Source organism: Actinoallomurus sp. CA-142502, assembly GCF_050936355.1.
GTDB classification, from domain to species: Bacteria; Actinomycetota; Actinomycetes; order Streptosporangiales; family Streptosporangiaceae; genus Actinoallomurus; species Actinoallomurus iriomotensis.
Window position 1 is genome coordinate 10445690 of record NZ_JBNJMY010000001.1, and the last position, 16740, is coordinate 10462429.

General features: G+C 72.8%; 17 protein-coding genes. 3 read left to right on the plus strand and 14 right to left on the minus strand.

All coding sequences use genetic code 11. The features are described from left to right. Positions 1 to 22 precede the first annotated feature (22 nt). Positions 23 to 2599, minus strand: a complete 2577-nt coding sequence (locus ACQEV1_RS49000) for a phosphoenolpyruvate carboxylase (RefSeq protein ID WP_433406151.1) — start codon at positions 2597 to 2599, stop codon at positions 23 to 25. Between the two features lie 249 nt (positions 2600 to 2848). On the opposite strand from ACQEV1_RS49000, the gene ACQEV1_RS49005 reads away from it, so the two are divergent. From ACQEV1_RS49005 to ACQEV1_RS49015, 3 genes are all read left to right on the plus strand, one after another. Then, positions 2849 to 4453, plus strand: a complete 1605-nt coding sequence (locus tag ACQEV1_RS49005; protein WP_433404722.1) for an acyl-CoA carboxylase subunit beta — start codon at positions 2849 to 2851, stop codon at positions 4451 to 4453. A gap of 12 nt (positions 4454 to 4465) precedes the next feature. Continuing rightward, a complete protein-coding gene (locus ACQEV1_RS49010; RefSeq protein ID WP_285625515.1) occupies positions 4466 to 4672 on the plus strand; it encodes an acyl-CoA carboxylase subunit epsilon in 207 nt (68 codons plus the stop codon). A gap of 119 nt (positions 4673 to 4791) precedes the next feature. Next, positions 4792 to 5952 (plus strand): hypothetical protein, encoded by a 1161-nt coding sequence (locus ACQEV1_RS49015; protein ID WP_433404724.1) that lies wholly within the window; start codon positions 4792 to 4794, stop codon positions 5950 to 5952. Positions 5953 to 5959: 7 nt separating this feature from the next. On the opposite strand, the gene ACQEV1_RS49020 is transcribed toward ACQEV1_RS49015, so the two are convergent. The 13 genes from ACQEV1_RS49020 to ACQEV1_RS49080 form a co-directional block, all read right to left on the minus strand. After that, a complete protein-coding gene (locus ACQEV1_RS49020; protein ID WP_433404727.1) occupies positions 5960 to 6301 on the minus strand; it encodes a nuclear transport factor 2 family protein in 342 nt (113 codons plus the stop codon). Further along, positions 6298 to 6600 (minus strand): MarR family winged helix-turn-helix transcriptional regulator, encoded by a 303-nt coding sequence (locus tag ACQEV1_RS49025; RefSeq protein WP_433404729.1) that lies wholly within the window; start codon positions 6598 to 6600, stop codon positions 6298 to 6300. Before ACQEV1_RS49025 ends, ACQEV1_RS49020 begins: the two co-directional genes overlap by 4 nt. A gap of 38 nt (positions 6601 to 6638) precedes the next feature. Beyond that, on the minus strand, positions 6639 to 9608 hold the full coding sequence (locus ACQEV1_RS49030; RefSeq protein WP_433404732.1) for a hypothetical protein: 2970 nt from the start codon (positions 9606 to 9608) through the stop codon (positions 6639 to 6641). Continuing rightward, positions 9605 to 10090: a hypothetical protein gene (locus ACQEV1_RS49035; RefSeq protein WP_433404735.1), complete on the minus strand. Its 486-nt coding sequence runs from the start codon at positions 10088 to 10090 to the stop codon at positions 9605 to 9607. Before ACQEV1_RS49035 ends, ACQEV1_RS49030 begins: the two co-directional genes overlap by 4 nt. Before the next feature lie 59 nt (positions 10091 to 10149). After that, a complete protein-coding gene (locus tag ACQEV1_RS49040) occupies positions 10150 to 10569 on the minus strand; it encodes a pilus assembly protein TadG-related protein (protein WP_433404737.1) in 420 nt (139 codons plus the stop codon). After that, positions 10566 to 10985 (minus strand): TadE family protein, encoded by a 420-nt coding sequence (locus ACQEV1_RS49045; RefSeq protein WP_285579376.1) that lies wholly within the window; start codon positions 10983 to 10985, stop codon positions 10566 to 10568. Before ACQEV1_RS49045 ends, ACQEV1_RS49040 begins: the two co-directional genes overlap by 4 nt. Then, a complete protein-coding gene (locus ACQEV1_RS49050) occupies positions 10976 to 11443 on the minus strand; it encodes a TadE/TadG family type IV pilus assembly protein (protein WP_285579488.1) in 468 nt (155 codons plus the stop codon). Before ACQEV1_RS49050 ends, ACQEV1_RS49045 begins: the two co-directional genes overlap by 10 nt. Before the next feature lie 121 nt (positions 11444 to 11564). After that, positions 11565 to 11801, minus strand: a complete 237-nt coding sequence (locus ACQEV1_RS49055; protein ID WP_285625497.1) for a hypothetical protein — start codon at positions 11799 to 11801, stop codon at positions 11565 to 11567. A gap of 43 nt (positions 11802 to 11844) precedes the next feature. Then, on the minus strand, positions 11845 to 12759 hold the full coding sequence (locus ACQEV1_RS49060; RefSeq protein WP_285579378.1) for a type II secretion system F family protein: 915 nt from the start codon (positions 12757 to 12759) through the stop codon (positions 11845 to 11847). Next, the gene (locus ACQEV1_RS49065) at positions 12756 to 13745 is read right to left on the minus strand and encodes a type II secretion system F family protein (protein ID WP_285625491.1); all 990 of its coding nucleotides are present in this window, start codon (positions 13743 to 13745) and stop codon (positions 12756 to 12758) included. Before ACQEV1_RS49065 ends, ACQEV1_RS49060 begins: the two co-directional genes overlap by 4 nt. After that, complete coding sequence (locus ACQEV1_RS49070) at positions 13742 to 15043, minus strand: CpaF family protein (RefSeq protein WP_285625489.1); 1302 nt, start codon at positions 15041 to 15043, stop codon at positions 13742 to 13744. The genes ACQEV1_RS49065 and ACQEV1_RS49070 overlap by 4 nt, the downstream gene beginning before the upstream one ends. Further along, the gene (locus tag ACQEV1_RS49075) at positions 15024 to 15836 is read right to left on the minus strand and encodes a hypothetical protein (protein WP_285625487.1); all 813 of its coding nucleotides are present in this window, start codon (positions 15834 to 15836) and stop codon (positions 15024 to 15026) included. Before ACQEV1_RS49075 ends, ACQEV1_RS49070 begins: the two co-directional genes overlap by 20 nt. Then, positions 15836 to 16645 (minus strand): hypothetical protein, encoded by an 810-nt coding sequence (locus ACQEV1_RS49080; protein WP_285625485.1) that lies wholly within the window; start codon positions 16643 to 16645, stop codon positions 15836 to 15838. Before ACQEV1_RS49080 ends, ACQEV1_RS49075 begins: the two co-directional genes overlap by 1 nt. Between the last annotated feature and the right edge of the window lie 95 nt (positions 16646 to 16740).

Sequence of the window (16740 nt, forward strand, 5' to 3'; positions counted from 1 at the left end):
TCAACCGCCGGTCCGGCCGGGATCATCCCGTGTTCTGCAGGCCCGCGGCGACACCCGCCGCGGCGAGCAGCAGGAGGTCCTCGACCTTCGCCCGCTGGGCGTCGTCCTCGATCCCGGCACGCAGCTCCTGCAGCGCGCGCAGCTGGAGGTGGGACAGCGCGTCGACGTACGGGTTGCGCAGCTCCACGGCGCGGGACAGGACGTTGCGGTCCTCCAGCAGCCGGGTGTGGCCGGTGACCTGGAGCACGAGGGACCGGGTCCTGTCGTACTCCGCCAGCACCGCCGCGGCGAGGTCCGCCCGGTCGCCCACGTCGAGGTACCGCTCGGCGATGGCCCGGTCGGTCTTGGCCAGGCTCATCTCCGCGTTGTCCAGCAGCGCGGCGAACAGCGGCCACGAGGCGTACGCCTCGCGCAGCTCGTCCATGTCGTCCACGGCGGCCAGCCCGCTGCCCAGGCCGTACCAGCCGGGCAGGTTGACCCGCGTCTGGGTCCAGGAGAACACCCACGGGATGGCCCGCAGGTCCTCCAGCGACGCGGTCGCCTTGCGCCGCGAGGGGCGCGAGCCGAGCCGCAGGCCGCCGATCTCGTGCAGCGGGCTGACGCGCGCGAACCAGTCGGCGAAGCCCTCGGCCTCGACCAGCGACCGGTACGTCCGCTCGGCCGCCGCGCTGATCCGGTCGGCCAGCGGACGGAACCGCTCGGCCGCCGCCAGCGCGCGCTCCTCGACCCCCGGAGTGGAGGCCATCAGGACCGCGCTGGTCACCTGCTCGACGTGCCGCCTGGCGATCTCCTTGTGGCCGTACCGGGCGAAGATCACCTCACCCTGCTCGGTCACCTTGAACCGTCCCGCGACCGAGCCGGGCGCCTGCGCCAGCACCGCGCGGTTGGCCGGGCCGCCGCCGCGGCCGAGCGCGCCGCCGCGGCCATGGAAGAGCGTGAGCCGGATGTCGTGGCGGGCCGCCCACGAGGCCAGCGCCGCCTGCGTGTCGTACAGCTTCAGCGTCGCCGTCGTCGGGCCGAGCTGCTTGGCCGAGTCGGAGTAGCCGAGCATGACCTCCAGGCTGCGGCCGGTCTCCAGCAGCCGGCGGCGTACGGGCGCGAGGCGCAGCATGCCGTCCAGCACCGCCGGGGAGCGGTCGAGGTCCTCGCCGGTCTCGAACAGCGGCACGACGTCCAGCACCGGCGGCTTGCCGCCGACGGCCGCGTGCTCGGCCAGCTCGTAGACGGTGGCGACGTCCTCGGCCGTACGCGTGAAGGAGATGACGTACCGGCGGCACGCGTCGACGCCGAAGCGCTCCTGCACCCACGCGATGACGCGCAGCGTGTCGAGGACCTCCTCGGTCTGCTCGCTCAGCTCGCCGCCCGCGCGGATCTCCGCCAAGGCCTGCTCGTGCACGCCGGAGTGCTGGCGGACCTCCAGCTCGGCGAGGTGGAAGCCGAACGTCTCCACCTGCCAGATCAGGTGCTGCAGCTCCCCGTACGCCTGGCGCACGGCGCCCGCCTCGACCAGGGAGTCCTGGACGAGGCGCAGGTCGGCGATCAGGTCGGCCGGCGCGCGGTAACCCAGGTCGGCGTCACGCCGCCGGGTCGCCTCGATGCGCTCGGCGGCGTAGAGCAGGAACTGGCGGTGCGGCTCGCCGGGCGAGCGCTTGCCGATGTCGGCGATCAGGCCGGGCTGGGCCGCGCGGGCGGCCGCCAGCGCCCCGTGCAGGGCGGCGGAGGCCGGCGTGGTGCCCTCGTGCGTGGTCAGCGTGCGGCCGACCCGGGTGCAGGCGGCGGCGAGGGCGCGCAGGATGTGGTCGGCCTGGACGCCGATCGCCTCACGGGTGATCTGCGCGGTGACGTACGGGTTGCCGTCGCGGTCGCCGCCGATCCAGCTGCCGAACCGCAGGTACGGGCGGGCCAGCGGAGGCCGCGCACCGGTGCCGGGGGCCAGCGCCGTGTCGAGGGACCGGTAGATCGCCGGGACGACGCGGAAGAGCGTCTCGTCGAAGATCGCCATCGCGGTGCGGACCTCGTCCAGCGGGTCCGGCTTGGTGCGGCGCAGCGGTGACGTGCGCCACAGCAGGTCGATCTCCTCCAGCAGCCGCCGCTCGATCTCGTCGCGCTCGCCGCTGCCCGTGCGCGGGTCGTTCAGCTCGCCCAGCAGGGCGCTGATGCGCAGGATCGCGGTGACCACGGCACGGCGGCGCGCCTCGGTCGGGTGCGCGGTGAGAACCGGGCGCAGCTCCAGATCGTCGAGGAACCGGCCGATGCGCTCGTCACCGATCCGGCGGACCGCGTCGGCGACGGACTCGCGCAGCGGCTCCTCACCGGTGTCACGCTCACGCAGCGTGCGGATCCGCTGGTGCTCTTCGGCGAGGTTCGTCAGGTGGAAGTAGACGGTGAACGCGCGCGCGACGAGCTCGGCACGGTCCAACGGCCAGCCACTGACGATGGCGGCCACGTCGTCGACGTCCTTCTCGTCCCTGCGGGCGGCGATCACCGCATGCCGCAGGGCCTCGACGTCGTCCAGCAGGTCCTGTCCGCCGTACTCGACGAGGACCTGACCGAGAAGGGAGCTCAGCAGCCGCACGTCGGCGCGCAGCGGCTCCGGCATCTGCTCGCGGGCGGAGTTTCGAGTCGACACGCGATTCAGCGTAGTCAGTCACGGGCGGTGCACCGGAGACCGTCTCGCGAGCTGAGATCACCGTCCCTGAGGACTGAGCGTGGGTGGTGTGCGGACAAGAACCGCCGTTCAGCCTCCCACCGTGCACGCCATTCGGGTCACCACCTCACGCACGCTCATTCGAGTACGGCTCGCAACCCCCGCCGACAGGGCTCGGGACAGGCTGGCTACTCTGACGGGATGGCCACGCAAGCCCCAGAGCCGCTGCCCGCCGCCGAGATCGACATCCACACCACGGCGGGGAAGATCGCCGACCTCGAACGGCGCCGCTACGAGGCGGTGCACGCCGGGTCCGCGCGTGCGGTCGAGAAGCAGCACGCCAAGGGCAAGATGACCGCCCGCGAGCGGATCGACGCCTTCCTCGACGAGGGGTCCTTCGTCGAGTTCGACGAGATGGCACGGCACCGCGCCCACGGCTTCGGAGTCGAGAAGAACCGCCCGTACGGCGACGGCGTCGTCACCGGCCACGGGACGGTCGACGGCCGCCCGGTCGCGATCTTCTCCCAGGACTTCACCGTCGCCGGCGGATCGCTCGGCGAGGTGTTCGGCGAGAAGATCGTCAAGGTCATGGACCACGCGCTGAAAACCGGCTGCCCGGTCGTCGGCATCAACGACTCCGGCGGCGCGCGCATCCAGGAGGGCGTCGTCGCTCTCGGGCTGTACGCCGAGATCTTCAAGCGCAACACTCACGCCTCCGGCGTTATCCCGCAGATCTCGCTGGTCCTGGGCCCCTGCGCGGGCGGCGCGGTGTACTCCCCCGCGCTGACCGACTTCATCGTCATGGTCGACCAGACCTCGCACATGTTCATCACCGGGCCGGACGTGATCAAGACGGTCACCGGCGAGGAGGTGACGTTCGAGGACCTCGGCGGCGCGCACACGCACAACACCAGGTCCGGCGTGGCCCACCACCAGGCCTCCGACGAGCAGGACGCCATCGACTACGTCAAGGCGCTGCTGTCCTACCTGCCGTCGAACAACATGTCCGACGCGCCGGTGTACGACACGCCCGCGCCCCTGGAGATCCTCGACGAGGACCTCGAACTCGACACGCTCATCCCCGACTCGCCCAACCAGCCGTACGACATGCACACCGTCATCGAGCACGTGCTGGACGACGGCGAGTTCCTCGAGGTGCAGCCGCTGTTCGCGCCGAACATCGTGTGCGGTTTCGGCCGCGTCGAGGGCCGCTCGGTGGGGATCGTGGCCAACCAGCCGATGCGGTTCGCCGGCACGCTCGACATCGACGCCTCCGAGAAGGCCGCCCGGTTCGTCCGCACCTGTGACGCCTTCAACGTGCCGGTGCTGACCTTCGTGGACGTGCCCGGGTTCCTGCCCGGCACCGACCAGGAGTGGAACGGCATCATCCGGCACGGCGCCAAGCTGCTGTACGCCTACGCCGAGGCGACGGTGCCGCTGGTCACGGTGATCACCCGCAAGGCGTACGGCGGGGCGTACGACGTCATGGGCTCCAAGCACCTGGGCGCCGACATCAACCTCGCGTGGCCGACCGCGCAGATCGCGGTGATGGGCGCGCAGGGCGCGGTCAACATCCTGTACCGGCGGGAGCTGGCCGCCGCGGACGACCCGGACACCCGCCGCGCGGAGCTGGTCACCGAGTACGAGGACACGCTCGCCAACCCCTACATCGCCGCCGACCGCGGCTACCTCGACGCGGTGATCAAGCCGTCGGAGACACGCGGTCAGATCGTCCGTGCCCTGCGCGCCCTGCGCGACAAGCGCAAGACGCTGCCGCCGAAGAAGCACGGCAACATCCCGCTGTAGATGGAGGCGCCCATGGCCCCGTTCCTGCAGGTCGTCCGCGGCGACCCGACACCGGAGGAACTCGCCGCAGTGGTCACCGTACTGACCGCGCGCGCGAGAGCGGCCACCCCGCCGCCCGCCCCCAGTCCGCGCTCGGCCTGGGCGGACCCGACCCGCCGCCTGCGCCGCACCTTGCCCCACGGTCCGGGCGCCTGGCGCGCCTCTTCCCTCCCCGGCTGACCCACCCTTCTCACTCGCTCACTCTCTCTTCGTGGTTAAACGCCTACAAGGCGTCGTCGAGCGAGTAGAGTCCGTCCGTTGTGGGGAGGTCCCGACGAACGCCCGGGGGCACGGTCGCCGTGCCGTTGGCGATCGTCGTGTTCGCGGGGCTGCTGAGCGGGTGCCGGTCGCCGGTGCCGTTCCGCGGCCGGCCCGGGCCCGACGCTCCCGTCGCCGGGCTCGGTGCTCCGGTGCCGTACGTCCGGCCCGCGCACTCCCCGCCCGTGGTGGACCAGCGCGGGGACCTGCCCGACGCGCCGCCGGACGTCTACGCCGCGACCCAGGCCGGCATGCTGAGCCCGGCCGTCCGTGGCCTGCCGCGCCGGGTGTACGTTCCGGACGCGCGTGGCAGGGCGGTCGAGGTCATCGATCCGGCGACCTATCGCGTGCTGCGCCGGATCCCCGTCGGCCGCGCGCCCCAGCAGGTCGTGCCGTCGTGGGATCTGAAGACGCTGTGGGTGACCTCGCCGAGCGGCCTGGTGCCGATCAATCCCCGCACCGGCACGGCCGGCCGTACCGTGCCGGTGGCCGCGCCGTCGGACCTGTACTTCTCCGTCGACGGCCGCGAGGCCCTCCTGCTGGACTCCCGGCGCGGGCGGATCGACGTCCGCGACCCGCACACGATGCGGCACCGCCGCACCCTGCGGATGCCGTGCGCGGGCCTGACCAGCGCCGACTTCTCCGCGACCGGTGACACGCTGGTCGCCGGGTGCGCGCGGTCGGGGCGCCTCGTCCGGGTGGACCTGCGGCGGCACCGGGCGGCCGGAACGCTGACCCTGGCGCACGACGCGGATCCGCAGGACGTCCGCCTGTCGCCGGACGGGCGGACCTTCTACGTCGCCGACGCCGCGCGGGGCGGGGTGTGGCTGGTCGACGCGGCCCGCTTCCGCAAGAGCGGCTTCATCCGTACGGGCCGGGGCGCGCACGGCCTGTATCCCAGCCGCGACGCGAGCGTGCTGTACGTGACCAACCGCGGCGCGCGTACGGTGTCGCTGATCTCGTTCGCCCGCCACCGGGTCACCGGCCGATGGCGCGTGCCGGTGTCGCCCGACATGGGCGGCGTGTCCCCGACCGGACGGGTGCTGTGGCTGTCGGCGGAGGCGGACGACGCGGTCTACGCCCTCTCGACCCGTACGGGCCGCCCGCTGCGCAGGATCGCGGTCGGCCCCGGCCCGCACGGCCTGTGCGTCCACCCCCAGCCCGGCCGTTTCTCCCTCGGCCACACGGGCAACTACCGCTGACGCCGCGTCAGGAACGCCGCAGGGAGGACAGGCCCCACAGCTCGGCGATGCGCCCGTCGCGCACCCGGAAGATCTCCAACATCGTCGGCCGCGGCTGCCCGGGAACCCCGCGCACGCTCGTACGGACGGCGGCGGTGTCGCCCTCCACGACCATGTCCTCGACGACGACCTCGGCATCGGGGAACGCCTCGTGGAACCGCTGCCACGACCGCGTGACGCTCTCCGGCCCGGTGGTCCCCAGAGGGTGACTGTGGAAGTCCGCCGTGAAGATGTCCGCCGCGGCGGCGTGGTCGTGAGCGTTGAACGCCGCATACATCCGCCGGGCGGCGGCCCGCACATCCTCGGTCACGATTTCTCCTGTCCGGTCACGTTCGTACGGAAGCGCCGCAGGACACGCAGCACGGCCTCCCGCTCCTGCGCGCTGACGCCGTCGAGCAGTCGTTCCTGGTACTCCTGGTGGGACCGCTCCAGGTCGGCGGCCAGGCGCTCGCCGGCGGGGGTCAGCGCGGCCAGCGTGTAGCGGTTGTCCGCCGGGTCGAGCCGGCGTCCGGCCAGCCCTTCGGCCTCCAGCTCCTTCACGAGCCGGGTGACGCTCGCCCCGTCGACGCCCAGCGCCTGGCGCAGGTCGCTGTGGCTGGTCTCGCCCACTATTGATGTCTTCAAGAGATAGCGGCCCGGTCGGTACGTCAGCCGGTGCCGCGGGCGGCGACGCCGCGCCACTGGGGAAGGAGCTCGTCGACCAGGGCCTCGGTCTCGGGTTGCATCTGGTCGGTGTACGGGTCGGCGGCGACGCGGCCGCGGAGTTCGTCGACCACGTCGCGGAGCTGGGCCGCGTCGCCCGTCGCGTGGGTGGCGCGGAGCAGGTCGCGCCACAGGCCCTCGTCGCCCTCGGCCAGGCGCAGGCCCGCGCGCGCCGCCGTCACGGCTCCCCGCGCGTCGCCCTCGTCCAGCTTCATCAGTGCCAGCCGGTGTGCCACGTCGGCGACACGGGCGGTCGCCTCGTACTCGAAGTCCTCCGTGGCCAGCCAGCCGTAGCGGCCGCGCGGACGGCCGTCCATCAGGCGGCCGCGGACGAGGTCCAGCGCATACGACATGTACGCCAGCTCCGAGGCCGGCTCGGCCGCGGACCGCCAGATGAGCCAGCGGAACGTCTCCCAGTCGACCCGTACCTCCGAGCCGAGCCGGATCCGGCCGTGGTCGTCGTAGTAGAGGTTCGGCCGGCCGCGCGAGTCGCGTCCCAGCCAGTCGGCGACCCGTGCGACGGTCGCGTCGCGTACGCTCGCCGACACCCCGCGCGGCCAGACGGCGCCGCCGAGCACGGTCGGGTGCACGCCCTCGCTGTGCGTCGCGAGATAGACGAGCACCTCGGTGCAGATCGCGCGGCGGCTCTCGTCGAGCGGCTCGGGCGCGTCGATCTCGATCGGGCCGAGCAGGCGGATGTCGACGGCGGGCTGTGTCTCACCGCCCAGCGGCGTCGCGGGCGGCGGGTCGTCCGGGTCGCCGTACGGCACTCCCTCGGTGCGTCCGGCGGTGCGGAACAGCTCGACGACCGCGCGGTAGTGCGGTTCGGGCACGAGCTGCGCGTCGACGTCGAAGCCGAGCACCCCGGCGCGCAGCCGGCCGTCGGCGGCGACGTCCCAGGTCCAGGTCGCGCCCGGCGTGTCGCCGGCGACGATGTAACCGGCCGCCATGCGCTGGCCGGTGCGGGCGAGCGCCACCAGCCGCTCGGCCTCCTCCGCCGCGGGCGGGTCGGCCATGATCAGGTAGTGCGGCATCCACGCCTCGCCGAACACTCCGCGACACCGGCCGGTCAGCACGGAGTCGGCGCCGGAGGCCTCGAGCGCCTGGCGCACCTCCTCGCTCCGCCCCTCCAGCTCGGGCAGCGCCTCGGCCAGCGACCGTACGACGCGGATGCGGTCGGGCGCGACCAGCGCCAGCTCCTCGTCGAAGCCGACCAGCGTGATCCGCATGTGGTCCGACCAGCGGTTGGTGGCGAGCTCGACGGCGACCGCGGCGAGGACGGCGCGGCGTGCGTCGTCGGGGCCGTGCAGCGCGATCAGGCCGTGCGCCGCCTCGAGGTCGACGAGGATCCGGCCGGTCTCGTTGGTGCCGATGGAGACCAGTCCGGGGTACGGCGCGAGCACGTCGGCGAAGTCGGCGGTGGCCATGCCGTCGAGCGCGGTGGTGTTCAGCCGCCACACCTGACCGTTGTCGTACTCCTGCCAGGGCGCGGGCGGGTTGCGGTCGGCCGGGGCGATCCACAGGTCGAGGCTGTCGGCGCCGAGGTGCACGCCGTACACGGTGGGCAGCGTGCGGTCGTCGGCGGCGAGCGCGGCCGACATCTGCCGCAGGCCGAGGTCGAGCAGGCGGGTCGCCTCGGTGTCGGCGGCGATGCGCAGCGCGTGCTCGGCCGTGGCCGCCTCGCCCTCCGGGCGGGCGATCATCGTGCCGAAGGCGCGCCGCCAGAGCTGCTCGCGCCGCCGGCGGCCGAGCCCGGCGAGCAGGCCGGCGGCCAGGAGCGAGGCCACGGCCAGCTCCTGCGGCCAGCCGAACGCGGGCGTGTTGACGATGGGCAGCCCGGTCGGCTCCTGCTCCGGCGGCCGCTCGTGCCGCGGGGTGTGCGCGGGCGGCTGCTGCGCCGGGGGCTGCTGGGCCGGCGGGCCCTGCGCCGGGTCGCCGGGGACGGTGACGTCCGGTCCCTCGTCGATCGGGGGCCGGCCCGCCTCGCGGTCGGCGCGGTCGTCGCGCGCCTCCTGCTGCGCGGCGTGACGTGCGGCCTCGACGGCCTGGTGTTCGGTGTTGACGTACCCGTGGTGGTGGACGCCGCCGGGCACCTGCGCGTGCGGGACGCCGTGCTCGTGCTGCCCGTCGTGCGGGCCCTTCTCGATGATCTCCACGTGGGTCGCGTCGGCGGGCATGTCGAGCACCCAGCCGGGGCGGATCAGGCTGGCCATGGTGAGGCGCGTGCCGTCGGGCTGCAGCTTGCCCTTGTTGAGGGAGTAGATCTCGCGGTAGCGCCGGCCGTCGCCCAGGCACTTCTCGGCGATCTCCCAGAGGCTCTCGTGGTGCCGTCCGGCCGGCGGGCGTACGCGGTAGATCTTCCGGACGGCGTTCTTCTCCATCAGCGTCGGGTTGTCCGCGTTCTGGCCCTGGCCCTGGTCCTGGTCGGACGCGGGCTCGGCCGCGCGCGGAGGCTCGCGGTGCTGGGGAGGGTTCACGTGCTGCTGGATGTGCGTCGCACGGACGCCGGTGATCACCGGCATGACCGCCGTGGTCGCGGTGAACAGCAGCAGCGCCGCGACGACCAGCCGGTGCGCGAGCGCCTGCGGACCGCCGGCGAGCGGGACACGGGCCGGTACGCCGACGCCGCGGATCCCGGCGTACGCCTCGACCAGCACGCACGCGGTCAGCTGGATCCAGGCGAGCCACACGACGATGACCAGCACGTGCATGAGCGCGGTCGCGTCGAGCCGCTGGGTGAGCGTCTCGGTCGAGGGCAGCTTGTGCGGGATCGGCGAGCCGAAGAAGGTCAGCAGGGCGAAGGGGACCCCGAGCAGCAGCGCCGCGAGCGCGGCCATCGCGAGGACGCCGGCGAGGACGTCGCCGGCGCTCCGCCCCCGGTCGATGCGCACCGGGGGCCGCTGGATGGAGCTCATCGGACGCGCGGCGTCAGGACTCCGGCCGGCCGGCCGGGGAGAGGACGCCGCTCCCTCCTCGGAATCTCGGGGACGGCCGAAGGCGCGTCCAGCGCCGGACGCCCGGCGCCGGCCGGCCGTCCTTCGGAGACATGCCACGTCAGCAGGCGGGCGGTGGTCTCGCCCAGGTGGGGAACGATCGGCTCTGCGTGGCATGCCGCCGGCCGCCCCGGCAGCACACGCGTCGGGTGAAGGGTGGACGGGTCGTACGCCGCGCCGTAGGCCTCCGCGAGCGCCGTCGAGACGCACGCCCCCAGGCCACGGGCACCGCCGTCGTCGCAGGCCGGGGCGGTGAGGAAACGAGCCAGCGTCCGGCGGCCCGGAGCGGCGACCGGCCGGTCCGCCGTCGGAGCCGGGATCAGGTGCCCGCCGCGTACGGCGGGAAGGCCGCCCTCGGACGGGCGGTGGCCGCGCGGGACGGCCGGCCGAACCGCGAACCTCAACCTGATCACTCCTTGTGCGCAGGACCGGATGGCGAGCCCCGCCGGGCGGGGCCGGGAGCTCAGATCCCCTCCTGTGGATGGGCCGATGCCGCTGAGGACATTGTCATGTCCGAGAAGCCGAAAGCGCTAAGCAGTTGGAACTTCACCCGGATCTGGACGATGACCCGCGCGACCTCCCCGCCGGAGGTGTCGCACTGGATCGGGCCCGTCACCTCGGGATACTTCTTCGCGAGCAGCCGCGCGCGGCGGCACGGGGCGTCGGTGGCCAGAATGCGCGCCCGGCCGGTACGGCGGAGGTAGGCGACGTCGATGTCGTCCGCGGCGGCGCGGGCGGCCTGCTCGGCGATGTCGGCGGCGCGCTGGCGGGCGTGGATGGTCAGGCCGCCGTCGACGAGGAGCCCGGCCAGGACGAGCACGAACACGGCGAAGATCGTCGTGAACAGCGCGACCGTGCCCCGGTCGTCCCTCCGCCGTCTCACTCGATCCTCCGGAACGTGTCGATCGGCGCCGTCGCGGTGCCGGTCATCGTGCGGGAGGGGCTGAATCCGATGAACGACAGGCCGGTCAGGTCGATGTCGCAGTGGACCGCCACCGAGACCTGCCCGCCCTGGCGCCACTGGGAGAAGTCGACCGTGGTGCCCGGCAGCCGGCGGCACCACTTGCGGCCGCTCAGCGTCTGCTCCGCGGCGTCGGCCGCGGCCTTGTTCGCCCCCGCGGTGCTGCGGGCGAGGGAGGCGGCCCGCGCGGCGTCACGGGCGGCGCCGTCGACCTGGCTCTGCGCCTCGACCACCCGGCCCAGCCCGACCATGACCATCATGAAGGCCACGAGAACGGGCGTCAGCAGCGCCAGCTCCAGCGCCATCGTCCCCGCGTCGCGTCTCTTGGCTATTCGCATTGGTCGAGACCGTTGTCGGGCCGGTAGCACTCGACCGGGCCGCTCGAGTGCTCGCTGACGCGGAACCGGAAGAACGGCACGACGGGCACGGCGTATCCACCGACGGTGACTCCGCGCACGTGCTGCCCCACGTTCTCCTCCGGGACCGCGTCCACCTTCGTCAGCAGCTGCGGGCCGATCTTGTTGACGTAGTCGATCCCCTCCGACTTCGCCGCCGACCGCCAGTCGCCCGTGCGCTGTTCACGGGCGACCCGCGCGGCCGCCTGCGCGGCGGCGAGCGCGACGTGCCGGGCGTTGAACACGAGGGCGAACTGGACGACGAACAGAATGACGAGAAGCAGAACCGGCGTCAGCAGGGCGAGTTCGAGCGTGTTCGCACCCCGATCGCGCCGCCCTCGGGTCGACGCGCGGCCGGTCGTACGCACCCGGTACTTACCGCCCCCGTGCTTGCCGCGCATTCTTGTCACATCAAATCCTACGAATTAGCGTGAAAAGCTGTCAACCATTTACCGATGGCCGCGACCGGCCGCATATCGGCGTTCGCCCTTTCCCGGATAGACGGCGCGCCCCGGCCACTCGTCAGTTACCGGGGCCGTTGTCCACGTTGATCTTGTTCGCCGCGGCCGTGACGCGCCGGTAGATGACCCAGCCCACGGTGATGGCGATGAGGGCGAGGATTCCGGTGATGATCGCCCACTCGATCGCGGACGCGCCACGGGTCCGGTCCGTCTCCTGACGCAACCGGTGAATTCGCATTTCAACGTGTGACCGGATGTAGGCCACGACGGGGTCGTTCATCGGATTCAGCCACTGCATGAAGCACCTCGCAGTCGGGGGAAAAGAACGGACGGGAAACGAGTTATGAAGCGACCACGCGCATCACCGCCGGATAGGCGAGGAACACCAGGAAACCGGCGCACAGCAGGAGCTGGGCGACGAGCATGGACTGAGAGCGTTCACCGGCCTTTCCTTCGATGTCGGCGAGTTGCCTGCTGCGCATGCTGGCCGCGCGGGCGGAGAGTGACTGCCGCACCTTCGCCCCGTCGTCGGCCACCAGCGCGAGGGCGGCGGACAGGTCGCGAAGTTCGTCGACGTTGACGTCGTCGCCGAGGCGGCCCAGCGCCTGCCAGGGCGTGATCCCGGTGATCCGGGCGTTCGCCAGGGCGTCGCGGATGCGGCGCACGGCCCAGCCGTCGCCGACGTTCGCCGCGGTCATCAGCGCCTCCGGCACGCCACGACCGCCGGCGAGGTTCATCGCGACAAGGTCGAGGAAGGCGCTGACCGCGTGCCGGAAGTCGCGCCGCCGGGAGGCCGCCTCCTGGCGGAGCTGCATGTCCGGCAGCAGGAAGAAGATCAGCGCGAAGAAGAGGCCGAGCCACACCGGCACGGCGACCACGACGTGCAGCCCCAGCACGGCGAAGTAGGCGACGAGGATCGGGATGAACACGATCGCCCCGATCGCGAGCAGGAACTTCGTCGCCAGGAAGTTCTCGAACGATCGGTCCAGCAGCGTCAGGTCCGCGCGTACGGACCGCTGCTGCCAGCCACGCGACTCGTAGAAGGCGGCCAGCGACCGGCCGAACCGCGCCCGCAGCCCGGTGACCCGCTCGGCCGTGGCCGCGGCGCGCCCGGTCGGCTCGGCCTCCCCGCGCCGGCGCGCCGCGTCGAAGGCGGCGAGCCGCGCCGACAGGCCCGGACGCGGCGGGAACAGCGCGCGGAACAGCAGGTACGCGCCGAGTCCGAAGAAGGCGCCGGCCAGCAGGGCGACGGTCATCGGGTGCCTCCTCGCGGTCCGGGCACGGTGGGACTGCCGTTCGCGGGCGTCTGCCCCTGCCAGCGCGCGACGGTCTCGGGAACCTCGCCCGGCACTCCCGGCTTGTCCGGCGCCTCCGGCTTGTCGGAGTCGGCCGAGGCCAGGAACCGCTGCGGCGTCTCGTACTTGGCCAGGCGCCGCAGCCAGATGAACCCGACCGCGAACAGGCCGACCACGACCGCCAGGACGAGCTGCCCGGTGAGCGAGTCGTACATCGCGACGTACGTGCGGTTGACGACGGCGAGCAGCAGCGCGGTGCCGACCGAGACGCCGACGACGATCTGGACGCTGCGGCGGGTCGTCCGGCGGTTCGCCTCGACCCGGCGGCGCATGTCGAGTTCGGCGCGCGCGGAGTCGGCCAGCGCGCCCAGCATGTCGCGCAGGCCGGGACCGCGCAGCCGCGCGTTGAGGATCAGCGCGGCGACGACGAGGTCCGCGGACGCGTCGTCGAGGTCGTCGCCGAACATCCGCAGGCCGTCCGCGAGCGGCACCCGCGTGTGCAGCCGGTCGACGAGGGCCTGCACCTTCGGGCGCAGCACCGGCGCCACGGCCCGCAGCGACGACGGGATGGCCTGTTCGAGGCCGACCGCGCCCGCGATGGTGTCGCGCAGCGACTCGGTCCACGCGGCGAGCGCCTCCAGGCGCGCCATCGAGCGGCGTTCTTCGGCCGCGCCGCCGCCGATGCTGTTCCACCCGAGCACGAGCAGCGCCGCGCCGACGCCGGCGACCGGCCACCGGGTGATGATGAGCACGACGACGCCCACGACGACCGCCAGCGCCGTACGGGTCGTCAGGGTGCGGATGATCTCCTCGCGGCTGCGCGCCGACGGCCGGCCGGGCCGCGGGCGCACGCCGCGGATCGCGACGATGAGCAGCAGCACGCCGCCACCGGTCAGCGCGCCCGCGACGAGCGCGAGCGCGAGGCCCCCCGAGAACGCCCCTGTCACCAGACCGCTCCGTGGGACGGGTCGTAGCCGTACGGCACGAGCTCCTGGACGCAGGCGATCGGCGCGGCCGGCCGGGCGCTCCCGTCCTGGCCGGGTTCGAAGATCTCGCTGGACAGCACCCGGCCGTCGCAGCCCGTCACCTCGCGGATGCTGGAGACGAACCGGCGCAGCCGCCCGCCGTGCGCGTAGTCGTTGCGCTTCTCGATGAACACGACGAAGTCGATGGCGCCCGCGATGAGCATGTGCGTCGCCTCGATCGGCAGCCGCTCGTCGGACTGCAGGGCGTACGTCGCGATGCGGTTGAACACCTCCCAGGAGGAGTTCGCGTGGATCGTCGACAGCGAGCCGTCGTTGCCCTGGGTCATCGCGTTGAGCATGGTCACGATCTCGTCGCCGAGCACCTCACCGACGATCACGCGGGAGGGGTTCATGCGCAGCGACCGGCGGACGAGCTCGGCCATCGTGATCGTGCCCTGACCCTCGGAGTTGGGCAGCCGCTCCTCCAGCGCGACGACGTTGGGGTGCAGCTCGGAGAACTGGTCGAGGCCCAGCTCCAGGGCGCGTTCCACGGTGATGAGCCGCTCGGCGGTCGGGATCTCGTTGGCGATCGCCCGCAGCAGCGTCGTCTTTCCGGCGTTGGTCGCCCCGGCGATCATGATGTTCTTGCGGGCGGCCACCGCGGCGCGCAGGAACAGGCCGATCTCCGTGCTGATCGTGCCGTTGCCGACCAGGTCGGCGAGGAAGACCTTGCCGAGCCGGGCGCGGCGGATCGACAGCGCGGGCCGTACGGTGACGTCCATGACGGCCGACAGCCGGGAACCGTCGGGCAACCGCAGGTCGAGCTGGGGGTTGGCGGAGTCGAACGGCCGGCTGGACAGACCGCTGTAGGCCGCGAGGATCTGGATGAGCTCGACGAGCTCCTCATCGGACTCGGCGACCGGCTCGGCCATCACCTCACGGCCGTCGGCGTACCCGATGAAGACCCGGTCGCAGCCGTTGACGTCGATGTTCTCGATCTCGGGGTCCTCGAGGAGGGGCTGGAGGCGGCCGACGCCGAACAGCGCGGCGTGCACGCCCGCGGCGAGCTGCTCCTCCTCTTCGGCGTTCGGCGGACGCCGGCCCGCCGCGATCTCCGCACGCGCGAACTCCTCCAGCACTTGCCCGATGAGAGCGCGCGCGAACTGGCGTTCGTCCTCGGGGTTCATCGGGGCGACGCCGTTCGCGGCGTCGAGCCGACGCTGGTCGGCGAGCCGGGACCCGACGTCCTGGCGAAGGCGCTTAACGAGGCTGTGGTCCACTTGCCACTCCCTGCGTTTCGCGATCATCCCCCGATGTGGGCGCGACCCGCGTCGCGAGTCCACCCGCGAGCTGCCGCGCCGAACGGATCAGCAGTGAACGGTCGAGCCGCCCGCCCCACTGGCCCCTCAGCATTTCAGCACCCTTGGGATCCATCGCGAAACCCCCGAGGACGGCAGCGGGCAGTTTCGCGTTCGAAATGATCCGGCTGACCTCCGCTATGGCGGTGCGGTATTCGCTCGGATCGGCGACGACCACGATGCCGATCGGCGGCGCGGAATGCCCCCCGAGGTCATTCGACAATGAGCCGATGCGTTCACGCAGGTGAGCGACCTGTTCAAGAGTCGCCCGCGTGAACAGCACGATCATTGACGCCTCACGCAGCAGGTCGGTCAAGGCCGATCCGGGCCCCAGACGGCCACAATCGGCCACCACGTCGGCGCCCGGCAGATTGGCGAAGGCCCGGCCAAGGGGACTCCACAGCCAGGTCAGTCCCTGCGCCTGCTCGGCGCGGGTCAGCCCGACCAGGACGTCCAGCCCGCCTTCGAGCCGCTGCGTGTGCTCCCAGACCTGCTCGGCCCGCAGCCCGCGCCGCGCGGTCGCGGCGAGGCTGAGCATGCCGCGCGCCGGGTTGAGCATGCCGCCGCCGTCGGCGGGCAGGCGGTACACCAGGTCGCCGCCGGCCTGGTCGCACTCGGCGAGCAGTACGGGACGGGGCCAGACGGCCCCCAGCGCGATCGCCGCGGTCGTGACGCCCGGCGCCCCCTTGTCCGCCGCGAGGACGACGAGCCCCATCAGGGGGTGCCCGTCGATCGGTCGCGCGGCGACGCGGGCGGGTTTCCGGGCGACTCGTTCGCGGACGGCTGCGTGCTCGGCTGCTTGGGCGTCGTCTGCCTCGGCGCCGTCTGCGGGGCCTTCTCCCCCGCAGGCAGCAGCGCGACCGCGACGGCGCCGGCCGAGGAGGCCTGGGTCACCTCGGGCGCCTGGTCGACCGGGACGGTCACCGAGACTGAGATCTGGTCGGCCTGGATGTCGTTCTGGCCGGGCTGCACCACGTCGTACACCGTGGCGGCCGGGGCGAGCACGGTGCCGCTCTGCGTGCCGCTCTGGCCGCCCTGGGAGGAGACGGCGTACAGCGCGACGCGGTCGCCCGGCTGGAGGCCGCCCGCGGGCAGCTGGCCCGGCTTGAGCGCGAGACCCACCACGACGGAGCCCTTGGTGACCGACGAGCCGGTGCTGATCATGCCGTTGGTGAGCAGCGCGCCCTTCACGAGGGTCACCGTCGCGAAGGTCTGCGTCACCTTGGCCCGGTCGCCCCACGGGATGTAGTCCAGGCCGCCGGTGGACGAGACCTGCACCTCCCGCAGCGCCGACGCCGGGATCCGCTGACCCGCCGCGACCGGCTGGGCGATGCTGATCACCGGAACGCGCTGACCGCTCACCATCACGAGGTACGCGCTGATCAGCGCGCCGCCGACGATGAGCAGCACGGCCAGCGCGGCCATGGCCGGCTTGCGCTCCCGCCGGGGAACGGGGATGCGCTGACCGGTGGCCGTCCCGAGCGAGGGACGTCCGTCGGTCTTGCGATCACTGCTCGTGGTCACAGGCTCTCCGCCAATTTCGGCTGATTTGGGCTGATTGCGTTCGACGGGGACGCGGCGAACCATCGTTCCGCCCATAACGCCGCGCGTCAATGTGG

Coding starts and splice junctions, on each gene's coding strand:
- ACQEV1_RS49000 (WP_433406151.1), bottom strand. CDS start 2,599: ATGCCGGAGCCGCTGCGCGCCGACGTGCGGCTGCTGAGCTCCCTTCTC.
- ACQEV1_RS49005 (WP_433404722.1), top strand. CDS start 2,849: ATGGCCACGCAAGCCCCAGAGCCGCTGCCCGCCGCCGAGATCGACATC.
- ACQEV1_RS49010 (WP_285625515.1), top strand. CDS start 4,466: ATGGCCCCGTTCCTGCAGGTCGTCCGCGGCGACCCGACACCGGAGGAA.
- ACQEV1_RS49030 (WP_433404732.1), bottom strand. CDS start 9,608: ATGAGCTCCATCCAGCGGCCCCCGGTGCGCATCGACCGGGGGCGGAGC.
- ACQEV1_RS49045 (WP_285579376.1), bottom strand. CDS start 10,985: ATGCGAATAGCCAAGAGACGCGACGCGGGGACGATGGCGCTGGAGCTG.
- ACQEV1_RS49050 (WP_285579488.1), bottom strand. CDS start 11,443: ATGCGCGGCAAGCACGGGGGCGGTAAGTACCGGGTGCGTACGACCGGC.
- ACQEV1_RS49055 (WP_285625497.1), bottom strand. CDS start 11,801: ATGCAGTGGCTGAATCCGATGAACGACCCCGTCGTGGCCTACATCCGG.
- ACQEV1_RS49060 (WP_285579378.1), bottom strand. CDS start 12,759: ATGACCGTCGCCCTGCTGGCCGGCGCCTTCTTCGGACTCGGCGCGTAC.
- ACQEV1_RS49075 (WP_285625487.1), bottom strand. CDS start 15,836: ATGGGGCTCGTCGTCCTCGCGGCGGACAAGGGGGCGCCGGGCGTCACG.